Annotated in this window: 17 protein-coding genes; 10 read left to right on the top strand and 7 right to left on the bottom strand. The window is 66.6% G+C overall.

Features of this window, described 5'->3' with window-relative positions:
* Position 1: 1 nt before the first annotated feature.
* Positions 2-1,879 carry an ABC-F family ATP-binding cassette domain-containing protein gene (locus Q7V45_RS22205; protein ID WP_304856201.1) on the bottom strand — a complete coding sequence of 626 codons (1,878 nt, stop codon included), beginning with the start codon at positions 1,877-1,879 and terminating at the stop codon, positions 2-4.
* A 126-nt stretch (positions 1,880-2,005) separates the two neighbouring features.
* On the opposite strand from Q7V45_RS22205, the gene ndk reads away from it, so the two are divergent.
* On the top strand, positions 2,006-2,428 hold the full coding sequence (gene ndk / locus Q7V45_RS22200; RefSeq protein WP_295136508.1) for a nucleoside-diphosphate kinase: 423 nt from the start codon (positions 2,006-2,008) through the stop codon (positions 2,426-2,428).
* A gap of 73 nt (positions 2,429-2,501) precedes the next feature.
* Here ndk and Q7V45_RS22195 read toward each other — a convergent pair whose 3' ends face one another.
* Genes Q7V45_RS22195 through purM form a run of 3 tightly spaced genes read right to left on the bottom strand, consistent with a single transcriptional unit; the run spans position 2,502 to position 4,476 of the window.
* Entirely contained in the window at positions 2,502-2,705 is a 204-nt protein-coding gene (locus Q7V45_RS22195) for an aa3-type cytochrome c oxidase subunit IV (RefSeq protein ID WP_304856198.1), read from the bottom strand.
* Between the two features lie 41 nt (positions 2,706-2,746).
* On the bottom strand, positions 2,747-3,397 hold the full coding sequence (purN, locus tag Q7V45_RS22190; protein ID WP_304856196.1) for a phosphoribosylglycinamide formyltransferase: 651 nt from the start codon (positions 3,395-3,397) through the stop codon (positions 2,747-2,749).
* Positions 3,385-4,476 carry a phosphoribosylformylglycinamidine cyclo-ligase gene (gene purM, locus Q7V45_RS22185; protein WP_304856194.1) on the bottom strand — a complete coding sequence of 364 codons (1,092 nt, stop codon included), beginning with the start codon at positions 4,474-4,476 and terminating at the stop codon, positions 3,385-3,387. The genes purN and purM overlap by 13 nt, the downstream gene beginning before the upstream one ends.
* Positions 4,477-4,570: 94 nt before the next feature.
* On the opposite strand from purM, the gene Q7V45_RS22180 reads away from it, so the two are divergent.
* The 5 genes from Q7V45_RS22180 to Q7V45_RS22160 are packed head-to-tail and all read left to right on the top strand — an operon-like array spanning position 4,571 to position 8,675.
* Positions 4,571-5,611, top strand: coding sequence for a DUF2066 domain-containing protein (locus Q7V45_RS22180; protein ID WP_304856191.1), 1,041 nt, complete (start codon positions 4,571-4,573; stop codon positions 5,609-5,611).
* 24 nt (positions 5,612-5,635) lie between these two features.
* Positions 5,636-6,715, top strand: coding sequence for an AI-2E family transporter (locus Q7V45_RS22175; RefSeq protein WP_304856189.1), 1,080 nt, complete (start codon positions 5,636-5,638; stop codon positions 6,713-6,715).
* A gap of 8 nt (positions 6,716-6,723) precedes the next feature.
* The gene (locus tag Q7V45_RS22170; RefSeq protein ID WP_304856188.1) at positions 6,724-7,407 is read left to right on the top strand and encodes a DnaA ATPase domain-containing protein; all 684 of its coding nucleotides are present in this window, start codon (positions 6,724-6,726) and stop codon (positions 7,405-7,407) included.
* Between the two features lie 13 nt (positions 7,408-7,420).
* Complete coding sequence (locus tag Q7V45_RS22165) at positions 7,421-7,882, top strand: DUF2147 domain-containing protein (protein ID WP_304856187.1); 462 nt, start codon at positions 7,421-7,423, stop codon at positions 7,880-7,882.
* Positions 7,883-7,895: 13 nt separating this feature from the next.
* Positions 7,896-8,675 carry an SDR family oxidoreductase gene (locus tag Q7V45_RS22160; protein ID WP_304856183.1) on the top strand — a complete coding sequence of 260 codons (780 nt, stop codon included), beginning with the start codon at positions 7,896-7,898 and terminating at the stop codon, positions 8,673-8,675.
* A 4-nt stretch (positions 8,676-8,679) separates the two neighbouring features.
* Here the strand turns inward: Q7V45_RS22160 and Q7V45_RS22155 are convergent, their stop codons facing one another.
* Positions 8,680-9,204, bottom strand: coding sequence for a histidine phosphatase family protein (locus Q7V45_RS22155; protein WP_304856181.1), 525 nt, complete (start codon positions 9,202-9,204; stop codon positions 8,680-8,682).
* Positions 9,205-9,325: 121 nt separating this feature from the next.
* Here Q7V45_RS22155 and Q7V45_RS22150 point away from each other — a divergent pair, with 121 nt between their 5' ends.
* Positions 9,326-11,485 (top strand): RNA degradosome polyphosphate kinase, encoded by a 2,160-nt coding sequence (locus tag Q7V45_RS22150; RefSeq protein ID WP_304856179.1) that lies wholly within the window; start codon positions 9,326-9,328, stop codon positions 11,483-11,485.
* Positions 11,486-11,618: 133 nt separating this feature from the next.
* Positions 11,619-13,064 carry a Ppx/GppA phosphatase family protein gene (locus Q7V45_RS22145; protein WP_304856176.1) on the top strand — a complete coding sequence of 482 codons (1,446 nt, stop codon included), beginning with the start codon at positions 11,619-11,621 and terminating at the stop codon, positions 13,062-13,064.
* A gap of 10 nt (positions 13,065-13,074) precedes the next feature.
* On the opposite strand, the gene rnd is transcribed toward Q7V45_RS22145, so the two are convergent.
* Positions 13,075-14,232 carry a ribonuclease D gene (gene rnd, locus Q7V45_RS22140; RefSeq protein ID WP_304856174.1) on the bottom strand — a complete coding sequence of 386 codons (1,158 nt, stop codon included), beginning with the start codon at positions 14,230-14,232 and terminating at the stop codon, positions 13,075-13,077.
* Positions 14,233-14,357: 125 nt separating this feature from the next.
* On the opposite strand from rnd, the gene aspS reads away from it, so the two are divergent.
* The gene (gene aspS, locus Q7V45_RS22135; RefSeq protein ID WP_304856172.1) at positions 14,358-16,160 is read left to right on the top strand and encodes an aspartate--tRNA ligase; all 1,803 of its coding nucleotides are present in this window, start codon (positions 14,358-14,360) and stop codon (positions 16,158-16,160) included.
* Positions 16,161-16,242: 82 nt separating this feature from the next.
* The gene (locus tag Q7V45_RS22130) at positions 16,243-16,803 is read left to right on the top strand and encodes a hypothetical protein (RefSeq protein ID WP_304856171.1); all 561 of its coding nucleotides are present in this window, start codon (positions 16,243-16,245) and stop codon (positions 16,801-16,803) included.
* Here Q7V45_RS22130 and Q7V45_RS22125 read toward each other — a convergent pair.
* Positions 16,763-17,740 (bottom strand): D-glycerate dehydrogenase, encoded by a 978-nt coding sequence (locus Q7V45_RS22125; protein ID WP_304856169.1) that lies wholly within the window; start codon positions 17,738-17,740, stop codon positions 16,763-16,765. The genes Q7V45_RS22130 and Q7V45_RS22125 overlap by 41 nt on opposite strands.
* Between the last annotated feature and the right edge of the window lie 30 nt (positions 17,741-17,770).

The following is a 17,770-nucleotide window of genomic DNA, read 5'->3' as shown; positions in this document are numbered from 1 at the left end:
GTCAGGCGGCCGCTTCCAGCGCTTCCTGGGCGGTCAACCAGCGCCTCTCGGCGTTCTCCACCTCGCGTTCGAGGCGGGCCTTTTCCTTCTGGAGTTCCGTGACGACGCTGGCGGGGCCGGCATAGATCGCGGGATCGGCCAGTTTCGCGAGCACTCCGTTCAGCTGTTCGGTGAGGCGGGCCAGCATCTTCTCGGCACTGTCGACCGCCTTCTTCAGCGGGGCCTTGTTGCTGCGGTTGTCGGCGGCCGCCTTGCGCTGGTCCTTCTTGCTGCCGGCATCGGCCGCCTTTTCGGCCTTGGGCGGCCGCGCTCCGCGCTCCTTCAGGAGCTTGGCCTGATACTCGTCGATGTCGCCGTCGAACGGCTTCACCGTGCCGTTCTGGACCACCCACAAAGCGTCGGCGACCATCTTCACCAGATGCGTGTCGTGGCTCACCAGCACGACCGCGCCTTCGAAGTCGTTGATGGCGTCGACCAGCGAGGCGCGCGCATCCATGTCGAGATGGTTGGTCGGCTCGTCGAGCAGCAGCAGGTGCGGGGCGTTGCGCGTGGCGAGCGCCAGCAGCAGGCGGGTCTTCTCGCCGCCGGACATGACCCCGACCTTGAGCGTGGCGCGGTCGCGCGAGAAGCCGAAACGGCCGAGCTGGGCACGGACCTTGGCCTCTCCTGCGCCGGGACCGAGGGCGCGGTTCATGTGGTCGAACGGCGTCCCCTCGTAGTCGAGGCTCTCCTCCTGATCCTGCGAGAAGTATCCGACGCGCAGCTTTGGCGTCTTCTTCATCTGGCCTTCGCGCGGCTCGAGCCGCTGCGAGATCAGGCGGATGAAGGTCGACTTGCCGTTACCGTTCTGGCCCAGCAGGGCGATCCGGTCCTCCATGTCGATGCGCAGGTCGAGGTTGCGCAGCACCAGCGGCCCGTCGGGGTAGCCGACGGAGACGTCGTCCAGCGTCTCGATCGGCGAGGCGAGGATCTCGGGCGAGGGGAAGTTGAACGAGATGCGCTCGTCGATCGGCACCGACGCGACCGGTCCCAGCTTCTCGATCATCTTCATGCGCGACTGGGCCTGACGCGCCTTGCTGGCCTTGGCCTTGAAGCGGTCGACGAAGGCCTGCATGTGCTTGCGCTGCGCGGCGACCTTGGCCTGTTGGGCGGCGTCATTGGCGAGGCGTTCGGCGCGGGTGCGCTCGAAGAAGTCGTAGTTGCCGGTGTAGGCGACGAGCTTCTGCTGGTCGATGTGCACGATGTGGTCGCACACGTCGTTCAGCAGGTCGCGGTCGTGGCTCACCATCAGGACGGTGTTGCGGAAGCGCTTCAGATATTCGGTGAGCCAGATCATCGCCTCGACGTCGAGGTGGTTCGAGGGCTCGTCGAGGATGAGGAGGTCCGGGCTGCTGAACAGCGTGCCGGCCAGCGCCACGCGCATGCGCCAGCCGCCGGAGAACTCGCCGCAGGGGCGGGACTGCTTCTCGTTGTCGAAACCCAGGCCGTTCAGGATCGACGCCGCCCGCGAAGGGGCAGCCGCCGCGCCGATTTCCTCGAGACGGGCATGAATCTCGGCGAGGCGCACGCCGTCCTGGCAGGTCGCATCCTCGGCCAGCAGCGCGCTGCGCTCGACGTCGGCCGCCAGCACGGCGTCGATTACGGAGATATCGCCGCCGGGCGGGTCCTGCGGCACCGAGCCGACGCGGGTGCGGCCCATCAGGTTGATCTCGCCGCTGTCGGCCTCGATCTGGCCCTGGATCAGGCGCAGCAGCGTCGACTTGCCGGCGCCGTTGCGGCCGACGAGACCGACCTTCCAGCCGTCCGAAAAGGCCGCCGAGGCGCGGTCGAAGAGCACCCGCTCGCCGTGGCGAAAGGAGATGTCACTGATGTGGAGCATGAGCGGCGGGCATTTACCATGCGATTTGGCCGCAAACCAAGCTCAATGGCCGCGCTTGCCGGGTCCAAACCCCGCGTCTATAAGGCGCGCCCAAGCATTGAAATCACTGCCTCCACGAGGGAATTCATGGCCGTCGAACGTACTTTCTCGATCATCAAGCCGGATGCGACCCGCCGGAACCTGACCGGCAAGATCAACGCCCGGTTCGAGGAGAAGGGCCTGCGCATCGTCGCCCAGAAGCGCATCCAGATGAGCCGCCAGCAGGCCGAGCAGTTCTACGGCGTCCACAAGGCCCGTCCGTTCTTCAACGACCTGTGCACCTTCATGACCTCGGGTCCGGTCGTGGTTCAGGTCCTGGAAGGCGAGAACGCCGTCGCCAAGAACCGCGAGATCATGGGCGCCACCAACCCGGCCAACGCCGACGCCGGCACGATCCGCAAGGACTTCGCCGAGTCGATCGAAGCCAATTCGGTGCATGGCTCGGACTCGCCCGAAAACGCCGCGATCGAGATTGCCTACTTCTTCGCGGGCTCCGAGATCGTCGGCTGACGCGAGGCGTACCGGAACGAAAAAAGCGGCCCAATCGGGCCGCTTTTCTTTTGGAAGGTTTCTGCCCGGAGCGTCAGCCCAGGACGGCAAAGCCGATCAGGAGGGCGATCGAGCCGCCGATGCCCACAACGAGGCCCAGCAGCGGCAGGTGCGCGATCAGGCCGAGGGCCATCGCCACCAGAAGAACGATGATCCAGAGGAGCGTGAACGTCATCAGCTTGCTGAACGCGGAATAGGTCGCCGCGTGAGCCGGGTAATCATCCTTTGCTTCAGCCATATCTCTTCCCCGCTTGAAAACGTTGGCGATCTTATATCGGACTAGGTTTCTCGGGAAAAGAGCAGCGTGGCGTCGCAGGCGACGCCCGTGACCGCAATCTTGTCACCGTCGATCGCGATCCGGCCTTCGCCGAACCAGCGCACGACCAGCGGGTAGAGACGATGTTCCTGGCGCAGGATGCGCGCCGCAAGGGTTTCCTCGGTGTCGTCGGCCAGGACCGGGACCGCGGCCTGGGCGATGATCGGGCCCGAATCGAGATCCGGAGTCACCAGGTGGGCGGTGCAGCCGCTCACCCGGACCCCGGCCTCCAGCGCCTGGCGTTGCACATGCAGGCCCTTGAAAGCCGGCAGCAGGGACGGGTGGATGTTTATCAGCCGGTCTTTCCAGCGGGTAGGGAACCACGGGCTGAAAATGCGCATGAAACCGGCCAGGACGACCAGTTCGACACCGTGCCGCTCGAGTTCGGCGGCGACGGCGCGGTCGAAGGTTTCGCGATCGGGGTGGTCGCGGTGGGAGACAATGGCCGTGGGGATGCCGGCTGCCGTGGCGATCGCCAGTCCCGGCGCGATTTCCCTGTTGCTCACGACGCAACCGATCTCGGCCGGATAGTCGGGAGCCTTCGCGGCGTCGATCAGCGCGGCCAGGTTGGTGCCGCGGCCGGAGATGAGAACTCCGACCTTCAGCTTCGCCATAGGCTCTCGGCATGGTCGACGACGCAGTCGGCCTCGTCGGTCGGCGCCTTCTCGATCACGCCGATCTCGCTCACCGTCTCGCCGGATTCCGTCAGCGCCTGGGCGACGCGCGCGGCATCGTCCTTCGCGACGACCACGATCATGCCCAGGCCGCAGTTGAAGGTCCGCAGCATGTCGTCGGTCGGGACCTGGCCCACGTCGCGCAGCCACTGGAAGACGCGCGGCGGTGTCCACTGGCGGGCGTCGAGGCGGGCACGCGTCCCGTCGGGGAGGCAGCGCGGTACGTTGCCGGGCAAACCGCCGCCGGTGATGTGGGCGAGGCCCTTGATCGCGCCAGTGGTCCGGATCACCTGAAGGAGCTGCTTCACATAGATGCGCGTCGGCTCGAGCAGGGCCTCGCCCAGCGTCGCGTCGGCGAAGGGGGCGCGGTCGGCGTATTTCAGGCCGCTGCGCTCGACGATACGGCGCACCAGCGAATAGCCGTTGGAGTGCGGGCCGCTCGACGCGAGGCCGAGGATGACGTCGCCGGGCGCAATGTCGGTGCGGGGCAGCAGGGCGTTGCGTTCGGCCGCGCCGACGGTGAAGCCCGCGAGATCGTAGTCGCCGTCGGCATACATGCCGGGCATCTCCGCGGTCTCGCCGCCAACCAGCGCGCACCCCGCGCGGCGGCAGCCTTCGGCGATGCCGGCGACGAGGCGTCGTCCGACATCGACGTCGAGGCGGCCGCTGGCATAGTAGTCGAGGAAGAACAGCGGCTCGGCGCCCTGTACCACGATGTCGTTGACGCACATCGCCACGAGGTCGATGCCGACCGTGTCCGGTACGGCCGCTTCGATCGCGACCTTGAGCTTGGTGCCGACGCCATCGGTGCCGGAAACCAGGATCGGATCGGTGAAGCCGGCCGCCTTGAGGTCGAACAGCCCGCCGAAGCCGCCCAGCCCGCCCATCACGCCGGGGCGGTTGGTGCTCCTGGCCAACGGCTTGATGTGCTCGACCAGGTCGTCGCCCGCGTCGATGTCGACGCCGGCGTCCTTGTAGGTGAGGGGGGGCCGATTGTGGCCGGGGGCGTCAGGCTTCAAGCCGGGCTCATTCATGCTATTACGGTGCGCGAACATAGCCAAAAACCGGACCCCCGCAATGCCGATAGGCCGCGTCTTTTCCACGATAGCTGCCGTGCTCCTGGCCGTTCTCGCCGCAAACGTCGCCCTGGCGCAGTCCCCGGGAGGCACCGGGTTTGACGTCACCGGGGTCGACGTCGACGTGAGCGGGGCCGACCCCGTGCAGGCGCGGGCGCAGGGAATCCGCGAGGCCCGGCGCAAGGCGTTCGGTCTCCTCGTGAACCGGTTGGTGCCGGGGGAGGATCGTGCACGGCTGCCGCAAGTCGACGACACGCAGCTCGAGACCATGGTGCGCGGCATAGAATTCGTGCGTGAGCGTCCGGTGCCCGGCCGCTACAGCGCCACGCTGAACGTCGTTTTCGTGCCCGATGCCGTGAAGTCCTACCTGAGCGGCGCAGGCGCCCGGGTGGTCGAGACGGTACCGCGGCCGGCGCTTGTGATCCCGTTGTGGAAGGGCCCCGCCGGGGTGGAGCCTCTCAACGACCGCAATGCCTGGCGCGAGGCCTGGCAGCAGCTCGACAGCGCCGGCAGCGCAGTTCCGGTCACGCTGATTCGCGGCGACCCGACCGATCAGGGCGCGCTCTCGGCGGAGCAGGCCTATGTCGGCGACGTTTCCGCGCTGGCCCGGCTCAACGAGCGCTATCGGGCGCCGACGATCATCGTGGCCACCGTCGAGGGCGACAAGTCCAGCGGCGGCCTCACGGTTCGCGGTATGCGGTACGATACCCAGACGGGTGCCCGCAGCGAGATTCCACCGATCCCGGTCGCGAGTGCGGCCGATCTGCCGGCGGCGGTGAAGTCGATCCACGCCAAGGCCGACCAGGACTGGCGCAGCATCGGCACGGTACGGCGCGATACGCAGGATTCGCTGGATGTCGTCGTGCCGATCCGCGCGCTCGGCGACTGGGTGCAGGTGCGGCAGCGGCTCGGCGCCATTCCGGCCGTGAAGTCCGTGACGGTGAAGACGCTCGAATCCGACCGGGCTGAGCTGCGGCTCGATTTCTTCGGCTCTCCCGAGGAACTGCAGCGCACGCTTGCCCAGGCGGGTCTGAACCTGTCCCAGGATATGGGGCGCTGGCAATTGCAGCCGCGCTAGTGAGCGCCGGGGGAGTCTGATCGAATGGGTCAAACCGCTACGGGGCGCTGGGTCTTCTGGGGCGCGGCAGCCGGGGCCTTCCTGCTGCTCATGTGGCTGCTGAACGACATTCTGCTGCCGTTCGTCGTGGGCATGGTGGTGGCCTATTTCCTCGACCCGGTCGTGGTGCGGCTGCAGCGCGCCGGCCTGTCGCGCACGATGGCGACCACCGTAGTGACGATCGTCGCGGCGCTGGTGGGTGTGGGCGTCGTGATGGCGATCCTGCCGCCCTTGTTCGGGCAGGTGCAGTCGTTGATCACCAATGCGCCCGAATATGTGATGAAGGCCATGAGCCGCATCCAGCCGCTGCTCGAGCCGCTGCGGGTCCGGCTCGGCCTCGAACCCATCAGCATGCACGACCTGCAATCCGAGGCGACGCAGTGGGCAGGCAAGGGCTTGGCCGTCGCGGGAGGCATCGCGGGGGCGCTCGCCGAGCGTGGGGTGGCGATCATCAACCTGCTCGGCCTTCTGTTCATCACTCCGGTGGTGACCTTCTACATGCTGCGGGACTGGGAGAAGCTGGTGGCGGCAATCGACAATTCGTTGCCGCTCGAACACGCCGACACGATCCGCAAGCTCACCGCAGAATCGAATGCCGCCATTGCCGGCTTCGTCCGTGGGCAGGCCCTGGTCTGCCTGGCCCTGGGCACCTTCTACGGGATCGGCCTCACGCTGGTGGGATTGCAGTTCGGCCTCGTGATCGGACTTGTCGCCGGCGCCATTTCCTTCATTCCCTTCGTCGGCACCTTCGTGGGCGGCGTGATGGCGCTCGGCATGGCGCTGGCGCAATTCCCGCCGGACTGGATCGGGGTCGTCAAGGTCGCGGCGGTGTTCGTGGTGGGCCAGATGCTGGAGGGGAATTTCCTCTCGCCCAAGCTGGTCGGCGACCGCGTCGGCCTGCACCCGGTCTGGATCATGTTCGCGCTGCTGGCCGGCGGTTCGCTGTTCGGCTTCACCGGCGTGCTCATCGCCGTGCCAGTGGCAGCGATCCTGGGTGTGGTCGTCCGCCACTTCATCGCCCGCTATCGCGAGAGCGCTCTCTACCGCGGCGGCGCTCCCAGTTGAGCCGGACCATGGCCAACCAGCTCACCCTGGACCTCGCGCTGCCGCCGCCGACTTATGCGCGGGAGGATTTCGTCGTGGCCGAGGGGAATCGCGAGGCGCTGGCGTGGATCGACCGGTGGCCGGACTGGCCCGCGCCAGCCCTGTCGCTGAACGGCCCGACCGGTTGCGGCAAGACTCATCTCGGCCGCATCTGGGCGGCGCGCAGCAGCGCGATCGTCATGACCGGCGCCGACCTCGACGGAATGAATGTGACCGATCTCACGAGCCTCGCGGCGACATCGCCGGCGATCGTGATCGAAGGGGCGGAGCGCGCGCCCGAGCGCGGGCTCTTCCATCTCTACAACCTGGTGCGCGAGCGTGGCGGCCACATTCTTCTGATCTCGGACGAACCGCCCGCACGCTGGTCGATCGCCTTGCCCGATCTCGCCTCGCGGTTGCGTGCCGCCCCCGCCACAGCGGTCGCGCCGCCTGACGACGAACTGCTGGGCTCGATCATCCTGAAGCAGCTATCGGACCGCCAATTGCACGCGGGCGCCGGCGTCGTGCAGTATCTCGTCTCGCACATGGAACGGTCGGCCGATGCGGCGCGTCGGGTCGTGGCCGCGCTGGACGGGCGAGCGTTGACCGAGCGGCGAGAAATCGACCGTCGCCTTGCAATGGACGTGCTGGCCGATCTCGCCGGTGCGTCGTGAGAGGGAGGAAGCGATGAAGACGATCCTCGCCGTTTGCGCGTTCATTCTCGTGGCGACGACGGCCTCGGCGCAGCAGGGTACGGTCATGGGGACGTGGCTCTCGGAGTCGGGTGTCGCCCAGATCAAGATCGGACCCTGTCCGGATGCCACAAGCGGCCCGATCTGCGGTTTCGTCGTGAGCCTCATCAACCCCAAGGGGCCGGACGGCGCCGCCGTCGCGCCGGATGCCGCCACCGATTATCTCAACGAGAATCCGACACTGCGCGCCCGCAAGGTGATCGGGATGCCGCTGATCTGGGGGTTCAAGCAGGCCGCCCAGCCCAACACCTTCGAGGACGGCGAGGTCTATAACGGCGAGGACGGCAAGACCTACAGCGCCAACATCAGCCTGCAGCCGGACGGCAAGCTGCGCCTGCGCGGTTTCGTCGGCACGCCGATGTTCGGCAAGACGCAACTCTGGACGCGTGTGAATTAGGAGAGGAACGCAAATGGACATGGGCATCAAGGGCCGCAAGGCCATCGTCTGCGCGGCGAGCAAGGGACTGGGGCGCGGCTGCGCCGAAGCGCTGGCGGGCGAGGGCGTCGATCTGGTGATCAACGCGCGCACCAAGTCGGAACTCGAGGCGACGGCCGAGGAGATCCGCAAGACGTACGGCGTGAAGGTCACGGCGGTCGCCGTCGACGTCACGACCGATGACGGCCGCAAGCAGGTCCTGGCGGCCTGTCCCGAGCCCGACATCATCGTCAACAATGCCGGTGGCCCGCCGCCGGGCAACTTCCGCGACTGGAACCGCGAGGACTGGATCAAGGCGCTCGACGCCAACATGCTGACGCCGATCGAATTCATCAAGGCGAGCGTCGACGGCATGATGAAGCGCGGCTTCGGGCGCATCGTGAACATCACCTCGAGCTCGGTGAAGGCTCCGATCGACATTCTGGGCCTCAGCAATGGCGCCCGCTCGGGCCTCACCGGCTTCGTGGCCGGCGTCGCGCGAACGACGATCCGTCATGGCGTGACGATCAACGGCCTGCTGCCGGGTCCCTTCGACACGGACCGCCTGCGCGGCACGACGAAGGCGCGCGCGGCGAAGGCCGGGCGCAGCTTCGAAGAGGAGTACGCCACCGCCGCCAAGGCGCATCCTGCCGGCCGCTTCGGCACGGCCGAGGAGTTCGGCATGATGTGCGCATTTCTGTGCAGCGTTCACGCTGGCTACATGACCGGCCAGAACATCCTGATGGATGGCGGCCAGTACCCCGGCACCTACTGAGGCGTCAGCGCGGGTCCAGATCGCGCGGCCGGACGAAGGCCAGAAGCTCGCAGGCTCCCGGAGCCAGGGCGCTCCAGGGGCCCTGGCGAAGAACGAGTGTTGTCAGGGCTCCTGTGGGATATTTTTCCCGCAAACGTTGCAGCGCCTCGTCAGGGCCCTGTCCGGCCAGGGCGACGGCGAATTCGCCGATGCCTTCGTTGTGACCGATCAGCAGGACGGTCTCGACACCCTCGGGCAGGGTCTGCAGGCGATCCAGAAGCTCGCTCTCCGAGGCGAGGTAGAGCTGCTTCTCCAGGGAAATCGGCGGCGTGGGACTGCCCAGTGCCTTCACGAGCGGCGCCAGCGTCTGGCGCGTCCGGGCGGCCGTCGAACATAGGATCAGATCGGGGCGAGGCGCCTTCCCGACCATGTGCGCGGCCATGGTCCTGGCCGCGCGTTCACCGCGATCGTTGAGCGCGCGGTCGTGGTCGCTCTGGTGCGGGATGTTCCAAGCGGATTTTGCATGGCGCAGGAGGAGAATGTTCTTCACATCCGTCATTCCAATAAAGCCAACAAGAACAAAGGTTTAGTTAAATGCCATGACAGGGTCATGTGGAGACGCTACCGTTCCTGTGCATAATTTCAGGGAGAGTGCCCCCGCAGGGGTCCACATGGACGCGCTCAACTCGGCCGATCCGGCTTCGCTCGAAATACCACCCGACAGTCCCCGACGCTTCATCAATCGCGAACTGTCGTGGCTGGCCTTCAACACGCGCGTGCTCGAGGAGGCGACCAACAAGCGCCATCCGTTGCTGGAGCGGGTGCGATTTCTGTCCATTTCCGCGGCGAACCTCGACGAGTTCTACATGGTCCGTGTCGCCGGGCTCGTCGACATGCTGCAGACGCGCTCGACCCTGCTCAGCGACGACGGCATGACGCCGGCCGAACAGCTCGTGGCGATCCGCGACCGCGCCTCGACCCTGATGGCCCATCAGCAGGATGTCTGGGCGTCGCTGCAGGACGATCTGCGCCAGGCCGGCATTGCCGTGCTGGATTCGGACGAACTCACGGAGGCCGAGCGCAGCTGGCTCGACACCTACTTCATCGACCAGGTCTTCCCGATCCTGACGCCGCTGGCGATCGACCCGGCGCATCCGTTTCCGTTCATCCCCAACGGCGGCTTCTCCGCCATCCTGAAGCTGCAGCGCCGCGACGACCGCCGGCCGCTGATGGCGCTGCTGCCCCTGCCGCCGCAGGTCGACCGCTTCGTGCGCCTGCCGGGCCCGGACATCCGTTTCCTGCCGCTGGAAGACCTGATCGACATCTACCTGCCGCGCCTGTTCCCCGGCTACGAGGTGATCGAGCGCGCCTTCTTCCGGGTGATCCGCGACAGCGACGTCGAGATCAACGAAGAGGCCGAGGACCTCGTCCTGCTGTACGAGAGCGCGCTGAAACGCCGCCGCCGGGGAGACCTGATCTCCATCTCCGTCAACAGCGCGATGCCCGCAGAGCTGCGCGACTTCCTGTTCGACCAGCTCGAGATTCCGGAGCAGACCCAAACCGTTCATGTCTTCCATCTCGACCGCATGCTGAACATCGGCGACGTGAAGGCGGTGATCATAGACGATCGGCCCGACCTCACGTTCGAGCCCTACAATGCGCGCTTTCCCGAGCGTATCCGCGATTTCGGCGGCGACTGCTTCGCGGCGATCCGCGCCAAGGACATCGTCGTTCATCATCCCTACGAGAGCTTCGACGTGGTGGTGCAGTTCCTGCGCCAGGCGGCGCGCGATCCCGCCGTCGTCGCGATCAAGCAGACGCTCTATCGCACCAGCGCCGATTCACCCATCGTCAAGGAACTGATCGCGGCGGCCGAGGCGGGCAAGACCGTGTCTGCACTGGTCGAGCTCAAGGCCCGCTTCGACGAGGAGGCCAACATCCGCTGGGCGCGCGATCTCGAGCGCGCCGGCGTGCAGGTGGTTTACGGCTTCATCGATCTCAAGACGCACGCCAAGGTCTCGATGGTGGTGCGCCGCGAGGCGCAGTCGATCCGCACCTATGTGCATTTCGGCACCGGCAACTATCACCCGATCACGGCGCGCATCTACACCGACCTGTCGTTCTTCACCTGCGATCCGGCGATGTGCCGCGACGCCGCGCGCCTGTTCAACTACATGACCGGCTATGCGCGCCCCGAGCAGATGGAGAAGATCGCCTTCGCGCCGGTGACCTTGCGGCCGACGCTCTACGACCTGATCGATGCCGAGATCGCCAACGCCAAGGCCGGCAAGCCGGCGGCGATCTGGGCCAAGCTCAACTCCCTGGTGGATAGCGCATTGATCGATCGCCTCTATGCGGCGTCGAACGCCGGTGTCCAGATCGACCTGGTCGTGCGCGGCATCTGCTGTCTCAGGCCCGGCGTTCCGGGGCTCAGCGATCATATCCGGGTCAAGAGCATGGTCGGTCGCTTCCTGGAGCATGCGCGCATAATCTGCTTCGGCAACGGCCGGACGCTGCCGTCGATGGAAGCAAAGGTCTTCCTCTCCTCCGCCGACTGGATGCCGCGCAACCTCGACCGTCGCGTCGAATTGCTTTGTCCGGTCGAGAACCAGACGGTGCGCGAGCAGGTCCTCGACCAGATCATGGTGGCCAACCTGAAGGACGACGGCCAGAGTTGGTTGATGTCACAAGACGGTAACTATCGCCGGCCCCAGACCGGTAAGGAACCTTTCATCGCCCATCACTATTTCATGACGAACCCGTCGCTCTCCGGGCGCGGGAGCGCGTTGAAGCTGAGCGGCGCAGTCCCGCGACTGGTTCTGAGCTCCTGAACGCGCCAGCGGCGTCGGGTCGCGCCCAATATGGCGCTGTAATCCGCCCCGGATTCGGCTAGAGGGAGCGCGCATGGACGGCTACCCGACCGCAGGCGCCTCTGTCTCGCACACCCCTCTTCGGACGGGCCGCGTGGGCATCATCGACGTCGGCTCGAATTCGATCCGCCTCGTCGTTTACGAACGCGCGAGCCGCGCGCCGTTGCCGGTCTTCAACGAGAAGGTGCTGTGCGGGTTGGCACGTGGCCTCGATGCCACCGGGCGTCTCAATCCCGAAGGCGTCGAGATGGCCCTGGCCAACATCGACCGCTTCGCGACCCTGGCGCACAACATGAAGGTCAGTTCGCTCGACTTGCTGGCGACCGCCGCCGTGCGCGACGCCGCCGATGGCGCCGATTTCATGCGCGAGCTGGCCAGCCGTCCCGGGATCGTGGCCCATACGGTGAGTGGCCAGGACGAGGCGCGCTTCGCGGGTTATGGCGTGATGTGCGGCATGCCCGATGCGGATGGCGTGATGGGCGATCTGGGCGGGGGCAGTCTCGAACTCGCTTCGCTCTCCCAGGGTCGTCTAGGCTCCTCCAGCACGCTGCCGGTCGGTCCTCTGCGCCTGATGTCTTCGGGCAGAGGCGATCCCCGCAAGACCGTCGTCGATGCCATCGAGGGCGTGCGCTGGTTGCGCGAGGAGCAGGGCAAGACCTTCTATGCGGTCGGCGGCGCGTGGCGCGCCTTCGCGCGCCTGCACATGGAGCAGGCAGGATATCCGCTGCACATCATCCATCAGTACGAAATCCCGGCCGACGAGGCACGCGCGGTGGCGCGACTGATCGCCGTTCAGAGCCCCAAGTCGCTGGAGAAGATGCCGGGAGTGTCGCGCCGCCGCGTCGACACGCTGCCGCTTGCGTGCCTTGCCCTCGACAGGCTGCTGGCGGTTCTGAAGCCCAAGACCATCGTCTTCTCGGCCTTCGGTCTGCGAGAGGGCTTCTACTATTCGCGGCTGAGCGAGCAGGAGAGGGCGCGTCATCCGCTGATCGCTTTCGCCGAGGAGCAGGGCGAGAGCTGGCACCGTTTCGACCTCTCGCCGAATGAAATCTTCGACTGGCTGTCGCCTGCGTTCGCCGGCGAAACCGACAGCGAGCAGATCCTGCGCAGGGCCGCCTGCCATCTCAGTGACATCTCGTGGGACGACCATCCCGACTATCGTGCCGACCAGGCGTATTTCCGCGTGTTGCACCTGCCCGCGCCGGGGATGAATCACCGCGAGCGCGCCGTCCTCGCGATGACGCTAACCTATCGCTACAAGAGCGAGCCCAAGGCGGCGATGATCGACACGGCCTTGCGCCTGACCGACACCAAGGGGCGCAGTTTTGCCCGATGCCTCGGCGCCTGCCTGCGGCTTGCCTACAATCTGAGCGGTGGCGCTCCGGGCCTCCTGCCACAGCTGCAGCTTCGCCGGACCGAGCGGGAACTTCGGCTGCTGGTGCCGACGGCGCTCAAGAGGAGCCTTGGCGATGTCACCGCACGGCGGCTCGAGGCCGCTGCGCAGGCCTTCGAACTCAAGCCGGTGATCGTATCCGCCTAGCCAGGGGCGACTATGAGCTCGGCGTCAGCTGGACGAGTTTCGGTTGATCGCCGTTCAGCGCCAGCGCCAGACGACCCTCGATCAGGTCCACTGCGTCCGCCCCGAACACTTCGTGACGCCAGCCCTTCAGGGCTGCGATGTCGCGCTTTCCCGCGGCCAGCCGGTCGAGTTCGTCGGCGCTCGCCACCAGGCGGCCTGCCACGCCGGCCTGCTCGGCCTTGAGCCGCAGCAGGGTGCGTAGAAGGTCGACGATCGCGCCGGGCGCCCGGATCTGCTCGGGGGTCTTGTCGCGGACCGGCAGCTCCGCTTCCGGCAAGGCCCGCGCCCGCTCGATGGCTTCCATCAGCTCCCGGCCCTGCCAGCCTTCGGCAAAGCCGCGACCGAGGCCGCGCGTCCCGGCGAGTTCCTCGATCGACTTGGGCGCGTGGGCCGCGATCTCCAGCAGCTGCTCGTCCCGGATCAGGCGCTGACGGGGAATGTCGATGCGCTGCGCCGTGCGCTCGCGCCAGGCCGCGGCCTCCTTGAGGATCGCCATCACCCGCGGGGAGGCCCCCCGCGGCTTCAGCCGGCGCCAGGCCTGCTCGGGATCGGCGCGATAGATCGCGGGATCGTTCAGAACCGACATTTCCTCCGCAATCCAGGAGAAACGGCCGGTCTTGTCGAGCTGGCGCTTCAGCTTCTCGTAGACGACGCGCAGGTGGGTGACGTCGGACAGGGCGTAGGTGATCTGGCGCTCGCTGAGTGGCCGGCGGCTCCAGTCGGTGAACCGGCTGGACTTGTCGATCTTTGCCTTGGCCAGTTTGGTGGCAAGCGATTCGTAGGAAGCGGCCTCCCCGTGACCGCAGACCATGGCGGCGACCTGGGTGTCGAACAGGGGCCCCGGCACCTTCTGGAGGCGCAAGTAGAAGATTTCCAGATCCTGGCGGGCGGCGTGGAAGACCTTGAGGACCTTGGGATTGAGCATCAGCTCGTCGAGTGGGGCGAGGTCAATGCCCTCGGCCAGCGTGTCGATCGCGGCCGCGTCTTCGGGACCGGCAACCTGGGCCAGGCAGAGCTTGGGCCAATAGGTCCGCTCACGCATGAACTCGGTGTCGACTGCAATAAATTCAGTATCGGCGAGGGGCTTGCAGAACGCCGCCAACTCGTCAGTCGTTGTGATGAGCTTCATTGGGGACGATCTATAGACCCCGCAGCGGCTCCGGCAAAGTTGCCGTGAACGGAAAGCGGCCATTCCCTTGACTTGCCTCGGCTTTCGGTGCCTTTTGCCGGGCCTCCAAACCCGGAAAATACGTAATGTCTTCAGTCTACCGAACCCATACGTGCGGCCAGCTGCGGCCCGAACATGTCGGCCAGCAGGCCCGTCTTTCAGGCTGGGTGCAGCGCAAGCGCGACCACGGCAACCTGCTGTTCATCGACCTGCGCGACCACTATGGGGTGACCCAGGTGGTGGTGGACGTCTCGAGCCCGGTCTTCAAGACCGCCGAGGCCGTGCGGACCGAGAGCGTGATCACCGTTTCGGGCAAGGTCGTGGCCCGCGAGGCCTCGACGGTCAACCCCAGGCTGGCGACCGGCGCTGTCGAGCTCGATGCCGCCGAGATGGTCGTCCAGTCGATGGCTGATCCGCTGCCGATCCCGGTCTACCAGGAAAACGACACCACGCCGGAGGAGCTGCGGCTCAAGTACCGGTTCCTCGACCTGCGCAAGGACAAGCTGCACAAGAACATCATGCTGCGCAGCCAGGTGATCGCCAGCCTGCGCCGGCGCATGATCGACCAGGGCTTCACGGAGTTCCAGACGCCGATCCTGACCGCCGACAGCCCCGAGGGCGCGCGCTCCTACCTCGTGCCGAGCCGCCTGCATCCCGGCAAGTTCTACGCGCTGCCGCAGGCGCCGCAGATGTTCAAGCAGCTCCTGATGGTGTCGGGTTTCGACCGCTATTTCCAGATCGCGCCCTGCTTCCGCGACGAGGATGCCCGCGCCGACCGTTCGCCCGGCGAGTTCTACCAGCTCGATTTCGAGATGAGCTTCGTCACCCAGGACGACGTGTTCGAGGCGATCGAGCCGGTTCTGGGCGGCGTGTTCCAGGAATTCGCCTCGTTCAACCGCGATACGCCGCGCAAGGTTTCGGCCTTCCCGTTTCCGCGGATTCCCTTCGCCGAGGCGCTGCTCAGCTTCGGTACCGACAAGCCAGACCTGCGCAACCCGCTGCGCATCTTCGAGGTAGGCGAGGTCTTCGCCGGCTCCGACTTCAAGGTGTTCGCCGGCATCGTCGCCAAGGGCGGCGTGGTGCGCGCCATCCGGGCGCCCAAGGCGGCCAGCCAGCCGCGCAGCTTCTTCGACAAGTTGAACAGCTGGGCCCAGGGCGAGGGCAAGCCGGGCCTGGGATACATCACGCTGGAGAACGGCGCGGGGAAGGGGCCGATCGCCAAGTTCGTGGCCGACGAGCGGCTGGCCAGGCTGAAGGCGGTGACCGGCGCCGAGGACGGCGATTCACTGTTCTTCGTGGCCGACGCGGCCGAGACCGCGTGGAAGTTCGCGGGCCAGGCGCGGACCAAGATCGGCCAGGAGCTGGGCGTGATCGCCGAGGACGAGTTCGCCCTGTGCTGGGTCGTCGACTTCCCGATGTTCGAGTACGACGACAAGCTGAAGAAGATCGACTTCAGCCACAATCCGTTCTCGATGCCCCAGGGCGGCCTCGAGGCGCTGGAGACGCAGGACCCGCTCACCATCAAGGCGTGGCAGTACGACATCGTCTGCAACGGCATCGAGCTGTGCTCCGGCGCGATCCGGAACCACAAGCCGGAGATCATGTACAAGGCGTTCGGGATTGCGGGCTACAGCAAGGAAGAGGTCGAGGCACGCTTCGGCGGCATGCTGAATGCCTTCAAGTTCGGCGCGCCGCCGCACGGTGGTGCGGCCCCGGGCGTCGACCGCATCGTCATGCTTCTCGCCGACGAGCCGAACATCCGCGAGATCATCACCTTCCCGATGAACCAGTCCGCGGTCGACCTGATGATGGATGCACCCGCCGAGGTGCCGGTGGAGAAGCTTCGCGAACTCCACATCGGGCTGCGCCTGCCTCCCAAGAAGGACTGACTCAGACAGGAAGAGTGCAAATTGACTGGACCTACAAGGTCCAGTACTCTCAATGGGTTATAGTCTTTTTATAAAGAAGATTATGAGCTCATTTCAGCTCTCTTCCTGGCTCCTGCTGCCGCTGGTGGCGGGACTGGCGCTCCTGACAAGTGCCTGCGGTGTGCCCGTTGCCGTTTCGGCGGCGAGCTACGCCGCCGATGGAGGGCTGCTGGCGACCTCCAACAAGACGTCGACCGACCATATCGCTTCCGTGGTGACCAAGAAGGATTGCGCGATCTGGCGAGTCTTCCGCGGCCGCCAGATGTGCACGCAACGTGCGGACGGCGAGGACCCCTATGACACCGACTATACCGAGCCCCAGCGCTCGGTGTCGGAGAGCGGCGTTTCCTATTCCTCGCCGCTCCGGCCCACGGCCGACAGCCCGGCCGTGAGCTGGAATGCCGCGGCCTACGACACGCCCGCGCCTCCGGTGCCCGCGCCTGCCGCACGGCAAGCCCCCAGGACGGCGACCGTCGAGCCGGTCCCGGAGAGGTCCGCGCCCGCGCCGGCCGTCTCGTCGGCTCCGGCCAAGTCCAAGAAGGCGAAGACGGTTCAGCGTTCGGCTAAGAAGCCTTCACGAGGTCCGGTGGCGTCTGCCCCCTGAGCAGGAAGGCCTCGAGATTGTCGAGCGCCTTGAAGCCCATCGCATTGCGGGTCTCGACCGTGGCCGAGCCCATGTGCGGCAGCAGGAACGCGTTCTCGAGACCGTAGTAGCCCTGATGGATGCGCGGCTCGCCGTCGAACACGTCGAGGCCCGCAGAGGCGAGGTGGCCGCTCTTGAGGGCCGCGATCAGGGCCTCGTCGTCCACCACCCCGCCGCGGGCTGTGTTCACCACGATGGCGCCCTTGGGCAGCTTGGCGATGCGTTCGGCGTTCACCCACTTGGCCGTCGCTGGCGTCATCGGCGCGTTGATCGACAGGAAGTCGCAATGGGGCAGCATGTCGTCGGGATTGGCGTGGAAAACGGCACCCTTCTCGAGATCCGGCGCGAGGCGGCTTCGGTTGGAGTAGTGGATCTGCATGCGGAAGGCGCGGGCGCGGTCGGCCGTGGCCTGGCCGATGCGGCCCATGCCGAGAATGCCCAGTCTCTTGCCTGTGACATGGGTGCCCATGAGCTGCGTGGGCGTCCAGCCGACCCAGTTGTGGGTCCGCAGCATGGTCGCGCCCTCGTGCGCCCGGCGGGCCGCGCCCAGCAGGCAGAGCATGGTGATGTCGGCAGTGGCGTCGGTCAGCACGTCGGGCGTATTGCTCACGACGATGTTGCGCCTGGCTGCAGCCGCCACGTCGACATGCTCGTAGCCGACCGAGAAGGTGGCGATCATGCGCACCGAGGCGGGCAGGGTGGCGATCGTCGCGGCATTCAGCGCGTCGCCGGCGGCGCACATTATGGCGTCGAAACCAGCCGAAGCCTCGGCCAGTGCCGGTCCGTCATAGAGCCGGTCGTCCGGGTTGAGCTGGGCGTCGAAGTTGGCCGCCAGACGGGCCTCGACGTCGGGCGGGAAGTGACGGGTGGCGATGACCCTGGGCTTGCCCTTGTTCATTGACGATTTCCTCCCTGTGCAGCCCTGACG

Source organism: Reyranella sp. (assembly GCF_030651995.1).
Taxonomy (GTDB): Bacteria; Pseudomonadota; Alphaproteobacteria; order Reyranellales; family Reyranellaceae; genus Reyranella.
Note: the sequence above shows the minus strand (reverse complement) of the source record. Positions and strands in the feature narration are given on the sequence as shown.